At 69.3% G+C, this 16,666-nt stretch carries 18 protein-coding genes; 6 read left to right on the forward strand and 12 right to left on the reverse strand.

Going from position 1 to position 16,666, the window contains the following annotated elements; translation table 11 throughout:
* Positions 1-9 precede the first annotated feature (9 nt).
* The 4 genes from AC3EO7_RS14795 to AC3EO7_RS14810 all read right to left on the reverse strand — a co-directional run bounded on the left by AC3EO7_RS14795 (position 10) and on the right by AC3EO7_RS14810 (position 3,555).
* A complete protein-coding gene (locus AC3EO7_RS14795) occupies positions 10-1,104 on the reverse strand; it encodes an ABC transporter substrate-binding protein (RefSeq protein ID WP_435591481.1) in 1,095 nt (364 codons plus the stop codon).
* A 68-nt stretch (positions 1,105-1,172) separates the two neighbouring features.
* Positions 1,173-1,970 carry an ABC transporter permease gene (locus AC3EO7_RS14800; RefSeq protein WP_435591482.1) on the reverse strand — a complete coding sequence of 266 codons (798 nt, stop codon included), beginning with the start codon at positions 1,968-1,970 and terminating at the stop codon, positions 1,173-1,175.
* Positions 1,967-2,713, reverse strand: a complete 747-nt coding sequence (locus tag AC3EO7_RS14805) for an ABC transporter permease (RefSeq protein ID WP_431971287.1) — start codon at positions 2,711-2,713, stop codon at positions 1,967-1,969. The genes AC3EO7_RS14800 and AC3EO7_RS14805 overlap by 4 nt, the downstream gene beginning before the upstream one ends.
* Positions 2,710-3,555: an ABC transporter ATP-binding protein gene (locus tag AC3EO7_RS14810; protein WP_431971286.1), complete on the reverse strand. Its 846-nt coding sequence runs from the start codon at positions 3,553-3,555 to the stop codon at positions 2,710-2,712. Before AC3EO7_RS14810 ends, AC3EO7_RS14805 begins: the two co-directional genes overlap by 4 nt.
* 189 nt (positions 3,556-3,744) lie before the next feature.
* Here AC3EO7_RS14810 and pnuC point away from each other — a divergent pair, with 189 nt between their 5' ends.
* On the forward strand, positions 3,745-4,485 hold the full coding sequence (gene pnuC / locus AC3EO7_RS14815) for a nicotinamide riboside transporter PnuC (protein WP_435591483.1): 741 nt from the start codon (positions 3,745-3,747) through the stop codon (positions 4,483-4,485).
* Positions 4,486-4,524: 39 nt separating this feature from the next.
* Here pnuC and AC3EO7_RS14820 read toward each other — a convergent pair whose 3' ends face one another.
* The 6 genes from AC3EO7_RS14820 to AC3EO7_RS14845 form a co-directional block, all read right to left on the reverse strand.
* A complete protein-coding gene (locus AC3EO7_RS14820) occupies positions 4,525-5,316 on the reverse strand; it encodes a DeoR/GlpR family DNA-binding transcription regulator (RefSeq protein WP_431971284.1) in 792 nt (263 codons plus the stop codon).
* Positions 5,317-5,600: 284 nt separating this feature from the next.
* Positions 5,601-6,254: a TetR/AcrR family transcriptional regulator gene (locus tag AC3EO7_RS14825; RefSeq protein ID WP_431971283.1), complete on the reverse strand. Its 654-nt coding sequence runs from the start codon at positions 6,252-6,254 to the stop codon at positions 5,601-5,603.
* Between the two features lie 245 nt (positions 6,255-6,499).
* Positions 6,500-7,438 carry an extracellular catalytic domain type 1 short-chain-length polyhydroxyalkanoate depolymerase gene (locus AC3EO7_RS14830; RefSeq protein ID WP_431971282.1) on the reverse strand — a complete coding sequence of 313 codons (939 nt, stop codon included), beginning with the start codon at positions 7,436-7,438 and terminating at the stop codon, positions 6,500-6,502.
* Between the two features lie 35 nt (positions 7,439-7,473).
* Entirely contained in the window at positions 7,474-8,373 is a 900-nt protein-coding gene (locus AC3EO7_RS14835; protein WP_431971281.1) for a carbohydrate ABC transporter permease, read from the reverse strand.
* Complete coding sequence (locus AC3EO7_RS14840; protein ID WP_435591484.1) at positions 8,370-9,236, reverse strand: carbohydrate ABC transporter permease; 867 nt, start codon at positions 9,234-9,236, stop codon at positions 8,370-8,372. The genes AC3EO7_RS14835 and AC3EO7_RS14840 overlap by 4 nt, the downstream gene beginning before the upstream one ends.
* 16 nt (positions 9,237-9,252) lie before the next feature.
* Positions 9,253-10,497, reverse strand: coding sequence for an extracellular solute-binding protein (locus tag AC3EO7_RS14845; RefSeq protein WP_435591485.1), 1,245 nt, complete (start codon positions 10,495-10,497; stop codon positions 9,253-9,255).
* 126 nt (positions 10,498-10,623) lie between these two features.
* Here AC3EO7_RS14845 and AC3EO7_RS14850 point away from each other — a divergent pair, with 126 nt between their 5' ends.
* The 5 genes from AC3EO7_RS14850 to AC3EO7_RS14870 all read left to right on the forward strand — a co-directional run bounded on the left by AC3EO7_RS14850 (position 10,624) and on the right by AC3EO7_RS14870 (position 15,659).
* Complete coding sequence (locus AC3EO7_RS14850; protein ID WP_435591486.1) at positions 10,624-11,568, forward strand: SIS domain-containing protein; 945 nt, start codon at positions 10,624-10,626, stop codon at positions 11,566-11,568.
* Positions 11,569-11,653: 85 nt separating this feature from the next.
* A complete protein-coding gene (locus AC3EO7_RS14855) occupies positions 11,654-12,631 on the forward strand; it encodes an ROK family protein (protein WP_431971277.1) in 978 nt (325 codons plus the stop codon).
* Between the two features lie 73 nt (positions 12,632-12,704).
* Positions 12,705-13,868 (forward strand): N-acetylglucosamine-6-phosphate deacetylase, encoded by a 1,164-nt coding sequence (locus AC3EO7_RS14860; protein ID WP_431971276.1) that lies wholly within the window; start codon positions 12,705-12,707, stop codon positions 13,866-13,868.
* Positions 13,865-14,818, forward strand: a complete 954-nt coding sequence (locus AC3EO7_RS14865) for a 1-phosphofructokinase (protein ID WP_431971275.1) — start codon at positions 13,865-13,867, stop codon at positions 14,816-14,818. Before AC3EO7_RS14860 ends, AC3EO7_RS14865 begins: the two co-directional genes overlap by 4 nt.
* Before the next feature lie 16 nt (positions 14,819-14,834).
* Complete coding sequence (locus AC3EO7_RS14870) at positions 14,835-15,659, forward strand: class II fructose-bisphosphate aldolase (protein ID WP_431971274.1); 825 nt, start codon at positions 14,835-14,837, stop codon at positions 15,657-15,659.
* A 14-nt stretch (positions 15,660-15,673) separates the two neighbouring features.
* Here AC3EO7_RS14870 and AC3EO7_RS14875 read toward each other — a convergent pair whose 3' ends face one another.
* Positions 15,674-16,081, reverse strand: a complete 408-nt coding sequence (locus tag AC3EO7_RS14875; protein ID WP_435591487.1) for a DUF4254 domain-containing protein — start codon at positions 16,079-16,081, stop codon at positions 15,674-15,676.
* Positions 16,082-16,252: 171 nt separating this feature from the next.
* Complete coding sequence (locus tag AC3EO7_RS14880; protein ID WP_431971272.1) at positions 16,253-16,543, reverse strand: hypothetical protein; 291 nt, start codon at positions 16,541-16,543, stop codon at positions 16,253-16,255.
* Positions 16,544-16,666 lie beyond the last annotated feature (123 nt).

A 16,666-nucleotide genomic window follows, 5' to 3' on the forward strand; every position in this document is an offset into this window, starting at 1 on the left:
GGCGAGCGCTCAGCCCTTCAGGCCGGGGTTCTCCGCGTAGACCTCTTTCAGCACCGAGAGGTCGAACAATTGGTCGGCCTTGATGTCGATCTGCGCGGTGCGCAGCGCGGCGATGTTCTGTTCGATCAGCGCGTCGGTCATCGTGAGCAGACCGTTGACCTTGGTGTCGGCGGAGACGACGAGGTCGTTCTGCGCGATGGCTTCCTTGGTCTGTTCGGCCAGATCCAGCTTCTGGTCCTTGCCGTAGATCTCGACGGCGAGCCGCGCCGATTCGGCGGGTGCGGCGACCGCGTCCTTCCAGCCCCTGATCTCCGCCGCGAGGAACGCCTTGAGCTTCTCGCGTTCGTTGTCGATGGTGGACTGCGTCACCGTCAGCGTTTCCGCGACCAGCGGTAGATCGAAGTCCGCGAACAAGAAGTGCGTGTTCTGGAAACCCTTGGCGGCCAGCGTGATCGGTTCGTTCGTCACGTAGCTGACCCAGCCGTCCACCTCGCCGTTGGCCAGCGGCATCGGGTCGAATTGCGCGGGCACGATGGTCACGTCGCTCGGCTTCATGCCGTTGGCGGTCAGCAGCGCGTTGAAGATCAGCTGATTGGTGTCCTGCACCCCGATCTTTCGGCCCTTCATGTCCTGCGGCGAGTTGATGGGCTTGGCCGCGGAGCTGACGATCGCGAACGGGTTCTTCTGGTAGGTGGTCGCGACGATCTTGGCGGGCAGCCCCTCGAGGATCGCGGGCGCGGTGGTCTGCGGCGCGGAGAGCCCGAGCCACACCTTTCCGGTGTCGAGTCCGGCCTCCACCGAGGTGCTCGCCGCGCCGCCCGCCACCAGATTCACCGAGCCGAACCCGGCCTCCCGGAAATAGCCGCGGGAATCGGCGAAATACTCGCCAGCGAATTCGATGTTCTTGATCCAGGACAACTGGATCGCGACGGTGCCATAGCGGGAGCCGTCCGGGGTCGAACCGCCCGAGGAGCTGCCCGCATCGTCGCCGCAGGCGGCCAATGCGCCGGCGCCGCCGAGCGCGGCGCCCGTGAGCGCCGAATAACGGAGAAAGGACCGACGGTTCAGGTTCGCCCCGAACGAAGAGCGTTGCGCGGGTGTCATGGGCCGAATTTAGGTGTAATCGGTTTCGATTTCTTTACTTTCAGGTTCCCAATACCGAATCGCGACGATCACTCGCGGCCCGCGTCGGGACCGAACCGGGCGAGCACCAGGTTCTCGACGACGCCGACGATCGCGTACAGCAGCACCGACACCAGCGTGACGATCACGATGGACGCCCACAGCTCGTTGTAGCGGAACGTCGGGATCGCGCGAATCAGGCTGGCGCCCAGCCCCGTTCCACTGCCGAGCCATTCGCCGATCAGCGCGCCGATGAGCGCGCCGGGCACCGAGATCCGCGCCGCCGCGAACACCGCGGGCAGCGCCGCGGGCACGGCGACCATCCGCAGCGCCGTCCAGCGCGAACCGCCGTACGCCGCAATCAATTCCATGGCCTGCCGCGGTGCGCTGCGCAGTCCGGTCATGATCATCACCAGGGCCGGGAACAGCACCACGATCGCGGCCATCACGGCCACCCCGCCCAGCCCGCGGCCGAACACCAGCACGATGATCGGCGTGAGCGCCACCAGCGGCACCGAACGCAGCAGCATGGCGACCGGCATGAAGGTGTGCTCCACGGTGCGAAACGACACGAACAGGGCGGCCAGCGCCATGGCCGCCGCCATGCCTACCCCGAAGCCGAGCGTCGCGTCGCGCAGCGTGACCTGAAGATTGTCGAGGATGGCCGCGCGCGCTTGCGGCGCTCCGGGCGAGGTGACCAGATAGCGCCACACGTCGCCGGGACTCTTGCCCACCCGGGGACCCACCTGCGGGAAGGCCCACAGGAAGACCCACCAGATCACCAACATGAGCAGCAGCGAGGTGATCAGCGGAAACAGGAAAGCGCCGACGCGGCGCAGCACGATCATCGCGACGCCTCCGCGGTCCACGGCGTGACCAATCTGGCCACCAGCGCCACGATCGCGTAGCCGAGGCCGGCGAGCGCCGCCGCGGCGATCGCCATGCCCCAGGTGCGCGGCACGTTGTACGCGGTCTGCGCGGCGGTCAGCGCGACGCCGATCCCGCTGTCCACACCGCCCAGATACTCCCCGATGATCGCGCCGAGCACGGCCGAGGGCGCGGCGATCTTCAACGCCGCGAACGTATTCGGCAGCGCGGCGATCAACCGGACCTGGTACAGCTGTTGCCAGCGACCGCCGCCGTAGGCGCGCACCAGATCGAGGCTCGCCGGATCGGCCGAGCGCAGACCCGCGACGGTGCCGACCATGGTGGTGAAGAAGCAGTACATCGCGGCGAGGAACACCGTCGGCGTACGTCCGCCGAAGACCACCAGGATGATCGGGCCCAGCGCGAGCAACGGGGTGCAGTACGACAGGATCGCCAGCTGGGTGGCCAGCGATTCGATGGGCGGAATCAGCATCACCAGCACGGCGAGGCCGATGGCGAGGGCGTTGCCCCAGAGGAAACCCTTCAGCGCGCCGATCGCGGTGATCTCGAAGTTCGGGCCGTAGAGCTGCCAGCCGTCGGTGTACATGGTGTGCAGCACCCGCCACGGGCTCGGGATGGTGCCGCCCGCGAGATCGAGCGCCGCCGCGAGCCACCACACTCCGAGCAGTCCGAGGACGCCGAGCAGTCCGCCGAGCCGCTTCACGGCGCATCACCCTCGTCCGGCGCGCGATCGCCGCCGCGTTCGAAGGCGACACCGCCCGTGCCGGTCTTGCCGAACAGCAACTCGGAGAGATAGTCGTGCAGCTTGTGGAACTCGGGGGTGCGCATCATCTCCGGCAGCCGTGGCCGCGGCAGATCGATCTCGACGAGCTCGAGCACCCGGCCCGGTCGCGGGCTCATCACCGCGACGACGTCGGAGAGGAAGACCGCCTCGGCGATGCCGTGGGTGACCATCAGCGTGGTCGCGGGCTTCTCGGTCCAGATGCGCAGCAGTTCCAGGTTCAGCTTCTGCCTCGTCATGTCGTCCAGCGCGCCGAACGGCTCGTCGAGCAGCAGCACGGTCGGCTGCACCACCAGCGCACGTGCGATGGAGACGCGCTGGCGCATGCCACCGGAGAGCTGCGCCGGTTTGGCCTTCTCGAACCCCTGCAACCCGACCAGCTCGATCAGGTCGGCGATCTGGCCCGGCTCCGGTTTCACCCCGGCCACCTGCAACGGCAGCTTGATATTCGACTCCACCGAGCGCCATGGCAGCAGCGCCGAATCCTGGAACGCGATGCCGAACTGGTGGCTGCCGCGCAATTGCGCGGGCGTCTTACCGTCGATCAGCGCGGTGCCCGAGGTCGGTTGCTCCAGCCCGGCCAGTATCCGCAGCACGGTGGACTTGCCGCAGCCGGACGGACCGAGCAGCGAGAGGAACGCGCCCTGTTCGGTATGCAGATCCACCGAATCCAGCGCGTGCACCGTGCGGCGCCCGGCGCGGAAGGCCTTGGTCAGCCCGCTGATCTGGATACCGGTTCCCCCGGCGGCGCGCTCCGAACTCATGGGGTCACGATAGAAGGGCTCGGTTGCACCGACATTGCGATTCGCGCGCCCAGATTGCGCAATCGTTACGCGCCGTGGACTTTTCGCTGGACACCGCCGCGGGAGGTCCACGCCGCGCATCCTGCGCCGTTTCCGCCGCGACGTCCGCGGATATTTGGCATCACGCCGAGCGGAACCCGCCGTCCATGGATGAGATCGCAGATCCTTGGGGTTGCACACCAGGTGGACCCGCTCAGCACCCTGCTCGACGCCGAACTGCACATCGCGGGCTCGGCGATCCTCTGGCGCGAGATCATCGGCAACGGGTTCGGCCTGGCCGCCGCGGTGGGCGGCATGCGGCGGCGCGTGTGGGCGTGGCCGGTGGGCATCGCGGGCAACGCGCTGCTGTTCACCGTGTTCGTCGGCGGCATCTTCAACACACCGCAGCAGCTGAACATGGCCGGGCAGGCCGGGCGGCAGCTGATGTTCGTCGCGGTCAGCGTGTTCGGCTGGTGGCAGTGGCACCGGCACGCGCGCGTCGACACCGGATTGGAGCACCGCGGCGTGGATCCGCGCTTGGCCACCACCCGCGAACGCCTGCTGCTGGTCGTCGCCATGCTCGTCGGCACGGCGGCCTTCGCGCAGTTGTTCGCCTGGATCGGTTCCTACGGCCCGTGGGCGGAGGCCTGGATCTTCACCGGTTCGGTGCTCGCCACCTACGGCATGGCCCGCGGCCTCGCCGAATTCTGGCTGATCTGGATCGCGGTCGACATCGTCGGCGTCCCGCTCCTGCTGAAGGCGGGCTACTACCCGTCGGCCACGCTGTACCTGATCTACGCGGGCTTCGTCGCCTGGGGTTTCGCCGTCTGGGTCCGCACCATGCGCACCGAATCGGCGACCACCGACACCCCACGGATCGTGGCGGTACCGGGCCCCGGCGCGACCGACTGATCACGCGGGCGCGGAGTCGGCCGCGCTCCCGAGCGGGAACTACACCAGATCCACCCGGACCCCCGCCGCGCGGATGGCCGCGACAGCGGCGGGGTCGGCCTTGGTGTCGGTGACGAGGACGTGCACCTGGTCGATGCCGCAGATGCGGGCCAGGGCCGAGCGTTCGAGTTTGTCGGACGTGGCGACCACCATGACGTAGCCGGAGCGACGCACCATCTCCGTGGTGACCCCGGCCTCGTCGATGTGCCTGCACTGCGCTCCGCCCTCGGCGGAGATCGCGTTCACGCCCAGAATCACGGTGTCCAAACGCAATTCGGCGAGCGCGCGCTCGGCGAGCGGCCCGTGCAGTTCGTAGGATTCCCGGCGCGCCACGCCGCCGAGGCAGATGGTGCGCAGGTGCGGGCGCAGCACCATCTCGCCCGCGATGTTGAGCGCGTTGGTGACGATGGTCAGCTGGTCGTCGCCGGAACTGGCCAGATCGGTGCGGCCTGCCAGCGCCCTCGCCACCGCGGTGGTGGTGGTGCCGCCGTTCATGCCGACCACCGCGGCGGGGTCGACCAGCGCCGCGGCGTGCTCCGCGATGCGCTGTTTGGCCTCGCCGCCGGTCTGCCGGTAGCGGGCGGGCAGGTCGTAGGCGACCGTGGTGGCCACGACCCCGCCGTGCGTCCGAGTGGCCAGCTGCTGTTCGGCGAGCGCGGTGAAATCGCGGCGCACCGTCGCAGGCGACACCTGTAGCCGCTCGGCGGCCTCCTCCACCGAGAGCCGCCCCGATTCGGCGAGCAGCTCGAGCAGTCGGTTCCACCGCTGCGGACGATCCGTCGGTCCGGTCATCTCACACCACCCCGCCCCGGACGACGTGCTGTTTCTCCATGCACGCAAACAATCTGACCACAGCCACGCTGCCAAACCGTAGAGATTCCCCGCGCCTGTTGCCAAAGCGGGGCGCGCGCGGACCAGGCCCTGTGTCGAAGTCCGGCCGGATGCATCCGTGGCTCAGATCGTCGCCTGGCAAGGCGGAGGAGGAGCCGATACCGGGGTTGTATCGGTGACGACGACAACGCGGCCAGGCGGCGATCTGGGCCGCGGAGGCGCCGGATCGGACTTCGACGCAGGGCCTACCCCGCGGCGAGCCCGGAATTGACCACGTAGGCGATCTCCTCGCAGATGTCGTCCAGCGAGATTCGCACGTCGGGCTGGGTGCTCTGCACCAGTTCCTGCGCCAACGAGTTCACCGCACCGAGCACCGCGAGGGCGAACAGATCGAAGCGGCGGGGCTTGGTCTCGCCGCGTTCGACGGCGCGCTCGGCCTCGCCGATCAGCAGCGCCGAGAGCAGCCCGCGCTGTTTTCTGCGCCATTCCTCGACCGCCGGGCTGACTCCCACCACCTCGACGTAGCAGACTCGCGCGGACCGCTGGTCGGCGCAGGTCACCTCGAGGTAGGCGCGGAACCCCGCGGCCACCCTGTTCGCCAACGGCTCGTTTTCGGTGTGCGCCAACATTTCCGAAGCCCGCGCCACGGCCCGCGTGGTGATCCGGTCCACCAGGGCGATCAGCAACGCCTCCCGGCTGCCCACGTCCTCGTAGAAGCTGCGGGTGGAGACGTTCGCGACGGTGCACAGGCGCTCGATGGACGTGGTCGCGTACCCCTGGGTGCCGAACAGTTCCAGTGCGGCGTCGATGAGCCGGGTCCGCCGCTGCGCCACGCGCTGTTCCTTGGACAGTCCCGCGTAATTGCGCCCGTCCGTGGATCCGCCGTCGTGCCGTGCCACGGGCTCGATGCTACCCGTCTTCGGTGCGCTATCCCGGCCGCCGGAGGCAGCGGAGACGGGCTCGCGCAGATCATCCGACGATCTCTTCGGCGCATGCGATCCACCGGATGATGAACGCTTGTAGCATTGGGTAGCAACAGATTTCGACATTTCTCGCTCGTTCGGAGCGGGCGGGATCGCTGATCGCAGGGTCGAGCGCGGCGGCTCGTCGGAACGCCGCGCATCGGGCTGTGCAGGCAGCGCGATCAGTGGGCGGCGAAGAACTTCCAGATGGTCTCCGACGCGTCGAACTGGTGGCTGACGGGGCCGACCAGAGCCTCGGGCAGACGCCCCTCGCTCCCTGGCCAGGTGTGCCCGCCGTTGACGATCGTGTAGAGAACGACCTCGGCATTTCCCGGGCACCGCGACGTGTCGATCGTGACGGACGTGCCGTCGTCGGTGCGCGCGGGCAGCTGGCTGCTGACCGGCGGCGGGCAGTTGTTCTTCGCCCGCCACAGCTGCTGAGTGGCCGCCACCGAGAGGACGGGCTGGGTACCCGCGCCGCCGCGATTACCCGACGTGACCCGCACGACCCCGCCTTCGTACGGCACGATCCCGTCCGCTGTCCCGTGCATCTGGAGCACCGGAAGTGGTTGGGCCAGGGTGCAATCGGGCTCGTTCGCGACGGCGAGCGAACCGGCCACCGGCGCGATCGCGGCGAGCTCGGCGCTCAGGCGGCAACCCAGATACTGGGTGAGCATGCCGCCGTTGGACATCCCGGTGGCGTAGACCCGGGCCGGGTCGACGTCGTAGGCGGCGATCAGGTGGTCGATCAGCGCCGCCACGAAGCCGACGTCATCGACACCGGCCGCGCCCGCCCGGGTGTCGGCGCCCCTGCCGTCGTTCCACGACCTGTCGACGCCATCGGGATAGACCGCGAGGAAGCCGTTGGCGTCGGCCACCCGGTTGAAACCGCTCGTCTCCGCCATCTGCGCGGCGCTGCCTCCTCCGCCGTGGAAGACCAGGACCGCCGCGGGACGCCCCTGAGCGGGCGCCGCGGGGCGATGCACGAGGTAGTGGCGTTGGACGCCCGCGTGGTCGAGGGTGAGGTAGGGATCGTCGGGACTCTTCGCGACCGAACGCCCACAGGCGGCGGTCAGGACCAAGGCCGCGCAGACGGCGGCGCAGGCCAACGTTTTCAGCACGGTGTCGATGGTAGGAGCCCGGCACGCGCATCGCCTCACTTCACGCTGCCCGCGGTCAATCCCGAGACCAAGCGCTTCTCGATGAGGGCGAACAGGACGACCACCGGAACGATGCCCACTGTGGAGATCGCGAACACGTACTGCCACGCGGTGTCGTACTGGCCGACGAACTTGGTCAACGCCACCGACAGCGGCTGATTCTCCGGCGTGGTGAGCACGACCAGGCTCGCCGCGAATTCGTTCCAGCAGGCGACGATCGTGAAGATGGTCGCGGTGACGATGCCCGGCCATACCAGCGGCAGACTGACTTTGGTCAGGATCTGCCAGCGGTTCAGCCCGTCCAACTGGGCCGCTTCCTCGATCTCCACCGGGATGGCGGCGAAGAAGCTGTGCAGGATCCACACCGCGAAGGACAGATTGAACGCGGCGTTCACCAGGATCATGGCCAGCCAGGTGTCGTTGACGCCGAGCGCGAAGAACTGCCGGATCAGCCCGGTCACCAGCACCGTCGGCTGCAACATCTGCGTGATCAGCACCAAGCCGAGGAACGCGGCGCGTCCCGGAAAGCGATGCCGCGCCGTGTGATACGCCGCGGGCACCGCGACGACCAGCACGAGAAGCGTGGCGCTGACCGCGATGACGACGGTGCTGACCATGTTGAACGGCAGTGGTGTCTCCGGGGTGTCCCACATCGTCGCGTAGTTGTCCGGATGCCAGGACTGCGGCAGGTAAGTCGGTGGGATGCGCAGGATCTCGGCCTTGCTCTTCAACGAGCCGAGCACCATCACGACGAACGGCGTCAGGAAGATCGCCGCGATCACGACGCCGATCGCCGTCAGGTCCCAGCGACGACGCTTCGCTCGCGCGGGCGCGTCGCTCGATGCGGCGGTGGGCTTTTCGGCAGCGCCCACCCGGATGTCGATCCCGGCGGTCATGCGTCGACCTGCCGTGTCGGTCGCACCAGTCGCACGTAGATCGCGATGATCACCACGATCAGCGCGAAGTTCAGCACGCTCATCGCGGCGGCGGTGTCGACCTGCTGGTTCTGCCGGATCAGCTTGAACGTCAGCGTCGTCGTGGTGTCGGCCGAGAAGCCCGCGATGCTGCCGGTGATCACCTGGAGGATCGGCAGCGAATTGAACACGTTGATGATGTTGATGACCGTGGCGACGGCGATGGCCGGACGCAGCTGCGGCAACGTGAGATAGCGGTACCGCTGCCACGGTCCCGCCCCGTCGACTCGTCCCGCTTCCTCGATCTCGGCCGGAATCGATTGCAGCCCTGCCAGAATCGTGTAGGTGGTGAACGGGGTCGAGACGAACACCGCGACCCCGATCGCCACCAGGAACGCGGGCGTCGGCTGCTTGGTGAATCCGTAACCCCGGTCGAGCAGGCCGATGTCGACGAGGAAGCGGTTGGCGATGCCGACATCGGGATCGAGCATGTAGTAGAAGATCGTCGTCGTCATCACCACCGAGGCCGCCCACGGCACCAGGATCGCCAACCGCACGGCGGTGCGGCCGGGAAAGTCCTTGTTCAGGAACTGGGCCAGCGCCGCGGAGAGCACCAGGGTGATCAGCACGACACCGACCACCCAGACCACGGTGTGCGCGATCACCGTGCCGAGTTCGCCGATGTCGAACAGGGCACGGTAGTTCGCCAGTCCGGCGGACCCGCGATCCTGACCGTAGGCGCTGAGGTCCCTGGTGCTGGTCCACAGCATGTAGCCGACGGGGAACGCGACGATCGCCGCGATCAGCAGCAAGGCGGGCCCGAGCCACGGGACCGCCGCGAGCATCGCTCTGCGCCGCACGCTATTTCGCGGCTTCCTGAATGCGGGCGAGCACCTGCGCCGGGTCGGCGCCCTGCGCGATGGTGCCCATCTGCTGCCGGATAGCGCCCTGCGCCGCCGCCCATTTCGGGTTGTTGCTCGGGTAGAACTTGGCCACCGGCAGCGTCGCCGCGAAGGCCTTGGTGACCGGATCCTGCGCGAGTTCGGCTGCGCCGCTCTGGGTGATCGGGATGAAGCCCTCGTGCTTCACGAAATTCGCGTACACGCTCGCGGCGTAGAAGTGGTCGAGGAACTTCTTGATCGTCTCGGTCTTCCTGCCGTCCTTTTCGAAAGCCATGAGATGGTCGGCGACACCCAGGGTCACCGGTTCGCCGGACTTGGTCGGTGAGGACGCGGTGGCGTACTTCAGCGCAGGATTCTTGGCGGCGATCTGGCCGATGGTGGGCGGCAGGCCCTCGATCATGCCGACCTTGCCCTGGATGAACGCGTTGATCACGTCCTTGCGGTCGGTCGCGCCCGGATTCGGCTGTGTCGCACTGGCATCGATGAGCGAACGCATGGCGCGCACACCCTCCAGGTTGGCGGGGGTGTCGACGGTGATCTCAGCGCCCTGCGACCAGTCGCCGCCCGCGCCGAAGGTCCAGATCGAGGTCTCGCCCTGCGCCTCCTCGCTGCCGAGCGGCAGACCGTAGCCGGAGACGCCGTCGCCGAGCGCCTGGATCTTCGCCGCGGTCTCGGTGAGCTCGGCCCAGGTCTTGGGCGGTGCGGTCACCCCGGCCCGCGCGAACAGCTCGGTGTTGTAGAAAAGCGTGCGCGTGGAGGCGAACAGCGGCAGCGCGTACTGGGTTCCGTCGAGCGAGGCGTTCTTCGCGAAACCGGGCTGGATGTCGGCGAGCACCTGCGGGGAGACGATTTCGGCTGCCGGATAGAGCATTCCGTCGCCCGCGAAACTGGCGTACGCGTCGATGTTCAGTACGTCGGGGGTGGTGGACTTCGACTGGAGCTTGGTCCGCACCACGTCGTTGATCGAGTTCCAGGACTCCAGCTGGAGATTCACCTTCAGGCCGGGGTTCTGCCGCTCGAAATCGGCGATGATCCCGTCCCACAGCGCTTTGGTTCCGGTGGCGCCGTCGCTGTAGACCGGGGCGAGGAAGTTGATCGTGGTGTCGGAGTCGGCGGAATCGTCGGAGCCGAAGCCGCACGAGGCGACCGCGAGGGCGGCGGCCAGCGCGGCGCCCGTGAGCAGGCGGCGGAGTGGTCGTTTCACGAAGTGAACCTTTCAAATCTGCACCTCCGGCGCCTACCGACCGCCGATGATGAAGCGAAACGTGTCGATTGGTCGAATCTAGCGTGACTGATGATCGAATGTGACTGTTTTGCGCGTTACGTTGACATGAACGATCATCCGACCGATGCTGTTCCCGTGCCGATCTCCGCGAACTCAGACCCCGCCACCCACCTGGCCACCGAGGTCGCCACCCAGCCCGACGACTGGGCGCGCGCCGCGAACACCGCCACCGAACACCGCGCCGCGCTACCCCGACCGGGCGAGCGGGTGGCCGTGATCGGCTGCGGTACTTCGCTGTTCATGTCGCGCGCGATCGCCGCGCTGCGCGAGGACGCGGGCCAGGGCCTCACCGACGCCTGGCCTGCCAGCCAAGTGCGCGGCGGCCGCGACTACGACCGCTACCTCGTCATCTGCCGCTCGGGCACCACCACCGAGGTGATCTCGGCGATGCGCGAGATCCCGGCGCACATCCCGCGCACGGTGATCTGCAGCAGCCCGGGCACCCCGGTGCTGGAGTTGGGCGATCCGATCCTCATCGAGGAGGTCGACGAACACTCGGTGGTGCAGACCCGCTTCGCCACCACCACGCTGGCGATCCTGCGCTGGCACCTCGGCGAGGACCTTGGCCGGGCCGTCGAGCAGGCGCGCGCCGTGCTCGCCGAGGATCCCGCGCGGTCGCTGGCCGCCGTGCGCGCCGCCGAGCAGATCACCTTCGTCGGCATGGGATTCGCTGGCGCGCTGGCCGAGGAGGCCGGGCTCAAGCTGCGCGAGTCCTGCCAGTCCTGGGCCGAGTCCTACCTCGCGACGGAGTACCGGCACGGTCCGATCAGCATCGCCGCTCCCGGCCGCGCGGTCTGGGCGCTCGGCCCGCTGGTCCCGGACTTCGCCGCCGATGTCGCCGCCACCGGAGCCCATCTGGAACACCGTGATATCGATCCGATGGCGGAACTGGTCCGGGTGCACCGGCTCTGCGTCCTCCGCGCCGCCGACCTCGGCCTGGATCCCGACCATCCCCGCAGCTTGAATCGGTCAGTCGTCCTGGACCAATGACCGGTATACCGCCGTGTTCGCGCCCCCGCCCCGGTTCCCGGAGTCGCCGACGACAAGATTGCTGACGGTAACTACGCTCCCGAAGATGAACACGCACCGCGTCGGCAGCAGCGCACTCGCGCCGGCTTCGAGCGCGGACTCGTCCCTCGCCTCGGATGCGCTCACCCTGGGCTTGGACGTCGGCGGCACCACCATCAAGGGCGAGATCGCCGACGCCTCCGGCACGGTCCTCGCGGCGGACGCGGTGCCGACCCCGCGCGGCGCGGCGGCGTTCGAGGCGATGGAGGCCCTGGGCGACAGCCTGCTCGACAAGGTGCCCGCGAACCGCCGCGGCAAGCTCGGCCGGGCGGCCGTCCTGCTGCCCGGCATCGTCGACACGGCGCGATCGATCGCCGTCTTCAGCGGGAACGTCGGCTGGCGCGATGTGCACGTCGGCGATCGGTTCACCCGGCGCTGGGGCGTCCCGGTGCTGATCGAACACGATGTGGCCGTGGCGGGCTGGGCCGAATGGCGTTTCGGCGCGGGCCGCGATCACGACGACGTGCTGGTGATCATCCTCGGCACCGGCGTCAGCGGCACGCTCGCCGTCGGCGGGCGCTTGGTGCGCAGCGGGTTCGGCCAAGCGGGCGAATACGGACACATCCCGGTCCGCCGCATCGACGGGTTGACCTGCCCCTGTGGGAATGTCGGCTGCGTGGAGACGCTCGCCTCCGGAGCGGCCATCGCACGCAACTACACCCGGTTGTCCGGACGCCGAGTGAACAGCGCGGCGCGGGTTTTCGCGCGCATACCGGACGACCCGGACGCGGTGCGCGCGGTGGACGACGCTGTCGACGCGCTCGCGGACGGACTGCTCGGCGTCATCCACGCGGCCTGCCCCGAGCTCGTCGTGCTCGGCGGCGGCCTGGCCGGTGCGGGCGCCGCGCTCAGCGAGCCCTTGCAGGCGGCGTTGGCGCAGCGCCTGCGCGTGGTCCCGGCGCCGAAGGTCGTGCTCGGCGAATTCGGCGCGCGCGCCGGACTCGCGGGCGCGACACTCTTTGCCAGGCACGGAGCCCTCCGATGAGCGCGCGGCGGGATCCACAGCGCTCGACGGAGACTCGATTCCCCGGTGCCGGCGCACGGCGAAAGGGGGCGCGATGACGGGTACCTCGACCGAGCTGGAAATCCGCGGCCGGATCGTCTCCGCGTCGTTCGACCTGACCGACGGCGTGGTCACGGTGCACGGCGACCGGATCGTCGCGGTCCGCCCGATGACCGAATGGCTTGCGTTCCACCCGGATTCGGCCCCGCCCAAGTTCTCCGGCCTGATCCTGCCCGGCCTCGTGGACATCCACAACCACGGCGGCTCGGGCCACCGATTCGACACCGTCGACGCGGAGGAGGCGCGGTCGGCCGCCCAGTTCCACCACGCGCACGGTTCGACGACGGTGCTCGCCAGCGTGGTCACCGGACCGGCGGACGACATGGTCGCGCAGATCGCGACGCTGCGCGGGCTCGCCGCCGACGGCACTCTCGGCGGCATCCACGCGGAGGGCCCGTTCCTCGCGGCGGCCCGCTGCGGCGCCCAGGATGCCCGCTACCTGCGCGATCCCGACCCGGCCCTGATCGATCGACTGCTGGCCGCCGCGGACGGCCACCTGCGGGTGTGCACCATCGCGCCGGAGCTGCCCGGGTACGACGCGGTCGCCCGACGGCTCACCGACAACGACGTGGCGATCTCGCTCGGCCACAGCGACACCGATTTCGCCCGCTTCCGTCAGGCGCTCGCGCCCAGCGGCTCCGCCCGTCTGGTGACCCACCTCGCCAACGGCATGCCGCCGCTGCACCATCGCGAACCGGGTCCGGTCGCGGCCGCGCTCATCGCCGCCGCATCGGGCCACGCGGTGGTCGAGCTGATCGGCGACGGTGTGCACGTCGACGCCGGTTTCGGCGCACTGGTTTTCGCGACAGCGCCGCGCCAGGTCGCGCTGATCACCGACGCGATGCAGGCCGCCGGCATGCCGGACGGCGAATATCGGCTGGGACCGCAGGCCGTCCGGGTGGTCGACGGCGTGGCCAGGGTGGCCAACGGGTCGATCGCCGGCGGCACGGCGACTCTGGCGCAATGCCTTTCGTGGGCGGTCCGGGACTGCGGCGTGCCGCTGCCCGACGCGGTGCGCGCCGCGACCGCCGTGCCAGCCGCCGCCGCCGGCCTCACCGGCGTGGGCGACCTCCGGACCGACCAGTACGCCGACCTGCTGGTTGTCGAGGACGACCTGCAGTTGCGCCGGGTGCTCAGACATGGACAGTGGTTGACGTGATCCTCACTGTGACAATGAATCCCGCCTACGACATGACCTATCGCGTGGAGCGCTTCGAACGCGGGCAGGCGCATCGCGTGCGCTCCGTCGAGCAGCGGATCGGCGGCAAGGGCATCAACGTGACGCGGGTGCTGAACCAGCTCGGCAAGTACGCGCGGGCGACCGGGTTCTCCGACCACGCCTTCGCCGCCGCCGCCGAACTGGAGATGCCGGTCGATTTCGTGCACGCGCTGCCGTGGGTCCGGCGGACAGTGGTGATCAGCGAATCCCGCGACGGCACCGCGACGGCGCTGTGGGAGCCCGGCGCCCGCGTCTCCAACCCGCACGCCGCCGAGCAACTCGCCATCCGGGTCTCGGGTCTGCTTCCCGATATCAACGGCCTCGTGATCTCTGGATCGCTGCCGGGCGGGATAGATCCCGGCCTACCCGCCGAACTCGCCCGCTCCGCGGTCGCCGCGGGCGTGCCGACCATCTGCGACGTGGACGGCGAGGCGCTTCGCCTGGCCTGCGCCGTCCCCGGCGTGGTACTGATGCCGAATACCGAAGAGCTGGAACGCATTTCCGGCCGCTCGCCGAGCACGCCGGAGGAGGTGGTTGCGGCCGCCCGCCCGCTGATCGATCGCGGCGTGCGAGCCGTCGTCGCCACCCGCGGCGTGGACGGCATGATCGCGGTCACCGAGGAGGGCGCCTGGTTCGCCACGCTGCCCGAGCCGCTGGCCGGAAACCCCACCGGTGCGGGCGATTCCGCCGCGGCGGCGGTGATCGCGGCGCTGTCGGCCCGCACCGAGCCCGACTGGTCCGCCATCCTCACCGATGCCGTGGCCACCGCGGCGGCGGCCGTGGTCATCCCGGTGGCCGGGGAGATCGACCGCTGTCTGCGCACCCGTCTCGCACCGACCGTCCGGGTCGACAAGCTCGCCGCCCCGGAGTCCGAAGAGACCACGCCATGATCGCGGAGGCCCGCCGATGCCCCTGACTCCCGTACCCGATCTCATCGCGGCCGCGAGACCGGGCGGACTCGGCGCCTTCAACGTCATCACCCTCGAACACGCCGAGGCCATCGCGGGCGCCGCCGAGGCCGCGAAACGCCCCGTGGTCCTTCAACTTTCCGAGAACACCGTCCGCTATCACGGAGCTCTCGCCCCGCTGGCGCTGGCCTGCCTGCGGATTGCCGCGGACAGCTCCGCCCCGGTCGCGGTGCACCTCGACCACGCCACCTCCTTCGACCTGTTGGCCGCCGCGGTCGAGCTCGGCATCCGGTCGATCATGTTCGACGCGTCCACCCTCGACTACGCGGGCAATGTCGCCGCCACCGCCGAAGTCGCACAATGGTGCCGCGACCGCGGGGTGTTCGTCGAGGCCGAACTCGGCGAGGTGGGCGGCAAGGACGGCGCGCACGCGCCCGGCGTCCGCACCGATCCGGACGAGGCGGTCGAGTTCGTCACCGCCACCGGCGTGGACGCGCTGGCGGTCGCGGTCGGTTCCGCGCACGCCATGCACGCCCGCGTCGCCGAGCTCGATGTCGAACTCATCGCGAGGCTTTCCGCGAAAGTCCCTGTGCCCCTGGTGCTGCACGGTTCCTCCGGCGTGCCCGACGCGGGTCTGCGCGCCGCCGTCGAGCACGGCATGACCAAGGTCAACATCGCGACGCGGCTCAATGTCCTGCTGTCCGAAGCGGTCCGCGCCGTCCTGGACGGCGACGGTGACCTCTCCGATCCGCGCAAATACCTCGCTCCCGGCCGCGCCGCGATAGGCGCGGAGGTCGAGCGTTTCCTGCACCTGCTCGCCTGAAAGCCGCACGGCGCTCATCGGCACGGACCGCCGAGGTAGGGCAGCCTGCGGATGCCCGCCGAGACCTCCAGGGCCAGATCCTGGTAGCCGAGCGCCAATTCGGCCAGACGCTCCCAGTCGTCGTGCACCACCCAATCCGGTTCCGACGCCAGGGAGGCGAAGGCGCGGGCGGAGAACTGGGCGAGACGATCGATCACCATCCCGACGGATTCGGTGTGCATGTGCGCGCCGCCGTGCGCGGGCGGCAGCTCGGTGGCGACCCAGCGGTCGATGCCGAGCACCAGGCGCACCCGGTCCTGATCGATGTCGCCGGTCGAGTCGGATTCGGCGTTCAGCCGCCGCACGTGCAGTCCGCCGAGTATGAAGGCGGCTTGCAGTACCGGGTGTTCGTCGCTCGGTTCGGCGCGAAAGGCCCTGAGCACTTGCTTTTTCGATGGCAGTGGTTCCACCGCGCATCCCCCTTGTTCGGATCATGGTGCAGGACAACGCTCTTACGAGGGGCGAGACGCCCGAACCGGCCGACAGGGCGGCCGGGAAACATGCACGGACCGGACCGGAGCGCGCGGCAGCGAGCCGCGCTGACCGGCCGGTAGTCAGCGGCGAGCGCCGCGATCGCCGAAGAAGCGGCGCGGTAGCGCCTTCTCCCAAGGCCTTTCGTTGACCGCGAGGCCGATGGCCTCCAGCGCGGTGAGTCCCACGTGCGCGGCCAGATCGTCCATCAGCGCGACGGTGTCGGCCGCCTGCATCGCGGCGGCCGCCTGCTCGGTGGTCAGCATCCGGCCGCGCAGGTAGGACACCACCCAGGCGTCGTCGCTGACCCGCCGCGCCTGGTGCGGCGTCCGATCGCCGACCATCCAGAAATTACCCACAACATGCACAGACATCCGACCCCTCGATCCCGCCGGGCGGGACCGGCCGGAGAACACCCGCGATGTGACATGAGACATACTGAGGCTAGGTGAGCATCGCGTTGCGAGTCAAGTTGACCAAAGGACCGGCGTTGTGCG

This window comes from Nocardia sp. bgisy118, assembly GCF_057708605.1.